The sequence below is a fragment of the Arhodomonas sp. KWT genome, from assembly GCF_010993615.1.
This window is the reverse complement of the sequence record NZ_WNXE01000321.1, coordinates 1-2,199: the sequence shown is the minus strand read 5'-3', so window position 1 is coordinate 2,199 and position 2,199 is coordinate 1. Positions and strand designations below refer to the sequence as shown.

Annotated in this window: 2 protein-coding genes; both read left to right on the top strand. The window is 74.4% G+C overall.

Annotation, left to right across the window (positions count from 1 at the left end):
• Window positions 1-837: PLP-dependent aminotransferase family protein (locus G7A99_RS18425; protein ID WP_163142916.1), on the top strand; the 837-nt coding region annotated here is incomplete at its 5' end.
• A 79-nt stretch (window positions 838-916) separates the two neighbouring features.
• On the top strand, window positions 917-2,199 hold a 1,283-nt coding region (gene fadI / locus G7A99_RS18420; protein ID WP_163142913.1), incomplete at its 3' end, for an acetyl-CoA C-acyltransferase FadI.

The window sequence follows — 2,199 nt, the reverse complement described above, 5'->3', positions numbered from 1 at the left end:
GAGACGGTGGCCTCGGCGGGCCTGGTCTATCCCGGGATGATCGCCGCCGCCCGCGGGCTGGGGCTGCGGCACCTGCCCCTGGCGAGCGACGGCGAGGGCGTGCAGCCGTACGCGCTGGAGGCCGCCTGCCGTCAGCACGCCGTGCGCGCGGTCTACCTCACCCCGGACCAGAACAACCCCACCACCGAGGCGATCCCGGAGCACCGCCGCGACGAGCTCCTCGCGGTGGCCGAGCGTCACGGCGTCGCCGTGATCGAGGACGCCGTGCACCTGGTGGCCGCGGCGGAACGCCCGGCGGCGCTGGTGGACCGGGCGCCGGAGCGGGTCATCCATATCACCGGGGTGTCCAAGGTCCTCGCCGGCGGTCTGCGGGTGGGGCTGGTGCAGGCGCCGCCACGCTGGTTCGACGACGTCGCCCAGGCCCTGCGCGGCAACTGCTGGATGGCGCCGCCGCTGAACGCGGAGGCGGCGTGCCGCTGGATCGACTCGGGCGCCGCGGACGAGCTGGCGCGGCGGCAGCGCGACGAGATCGGTGCCCGCCAGGCCCTCGCCGCCGGGCACTTCCAGGGTCTGGCGTTCGCCGCGCAGCCGTATGGATTCAATGTCTGGCTCCACCTCCCAGAGCCCTGGCGGGCCGACGAGTTCGCCCGTGCGTGCGCCGCCGAGGGCGTGCGCCTGAAGACCGGCGAGCCCTTTGCGGTGGGTCGCCATCCGGTACCGCAGGCGGTACGGTTGGCGATCAGCGCCCCCGCCGCCCGCGAGCGCGTGGCCGAGGGGCTTGCGCGGGTGCGCCGCGTGCTCGAGCGCGGGCCCGGCCGGGGCGGCACGACCCTGTGAGGCGGGGCGGAGTTGACACGCCGCCGGCGGGCGGCGAAGCTTTCCATACGCAAGCGTATGGGCGAATCGGGAGGCCAGTGTGGCAGCGAGCAGCAGTACGCGCAGACGCCGGCGCCGGGACGATCGGGTTGCCGTGGTGGACGGGCTGCGCACCCCCTTCGCGCGGCAGCTCACCGCGTACGCCGATACCGACGCCGTGGCCCTGGGGACCATGGTCGTCAACGAGCTGGTCACCCGCATGGACCTGGATCCGGCGGTGGTGGAGCGGCTGGTTTTCGGCCAGGTGATCATCCGGCCGGAGGCGCCGAACATCGCCCGAGAGGTGGTCCTCGGTGCGGGCCTGCCCGTGACCACGGATGCCTACAGCGTCTCCCGCGCCTGTGCCACCAGCTTCCAGACCACCGCGGACGTGGCCGCGGCCATCGCCCGCGGCGAGATCGAGGCCGGCATCGCCGGCGGGGCGGATTCGGCCTCCGTGCTGCCCATCGGCGTCAGCCGCCGGCTCGCGGCGGCGCTGCTGCGGGCCTCTCGGGCCAAGGGCTGGCGCGGCCGGCTCGGGGCCTTTTCGGGCGTGCGCCCGCGGGACCTAGCGCCGAAGCCGCCCGCCGTGCGGGACTACACCACCGGGCTCGGCATGGGCGAGATCGCCGAGCAGATGGCCAAGACCCATCGCGTCAGCCGCGAGGCCCAGGATGCCTTCGCCGTGCGCTCGCACCAGCGCGCCCACGCCGCCTGGGAGGCCGGCTGGCTGGATGACGAGGTCATGCACGCCTTCGCCGGGCCGGAGCAGACGCATATCCACCGGGACAACACCATCCGCGGCGACGCCTCGGAGGCGAGCCTCGCCGCGCTGCGGCCGGCCTTCGATCGCCGGCACGGCACGGTGACCGCCGGCAACTCGACCCCGCTCACCGACGGTGCCGCCGCGCTGGTGCTCATGCGTGCCGATCGCGCCCGGGCGCTCGGCCACGAGCCGCTGGGCTTCATCCGCACCTCTGCCTTCTGCGCCGTGGACCCGTTCCGCGACGCCCTCATCGGCCCGAGCCACGTGACCCCCATGGCCCTGGAACGTGCCGGTCTGACGCTCGCGGACATGGATCTCATCGACATCCACGAGGCCTTCGCCGCGCAGACGCTGGCGAACCTGAAGTACTGGGACGACCCTGACTTCGCCCGGGACCGGCTGGGGCGCGACGAGCCCATCGGCGAGGTGGACTGGGAGCGGGTCAACGTCAATGGTGGCTCCATCGCCTTCGGTCATCCCTTCGCCGCGACCGGGGCGCGGATGATCGTCCAGACCCTGCGGGAGCTGCGCCGCCGCGGCGGCGGCACCGCACTGACCACGGCCTGCGCCGCCGGCGG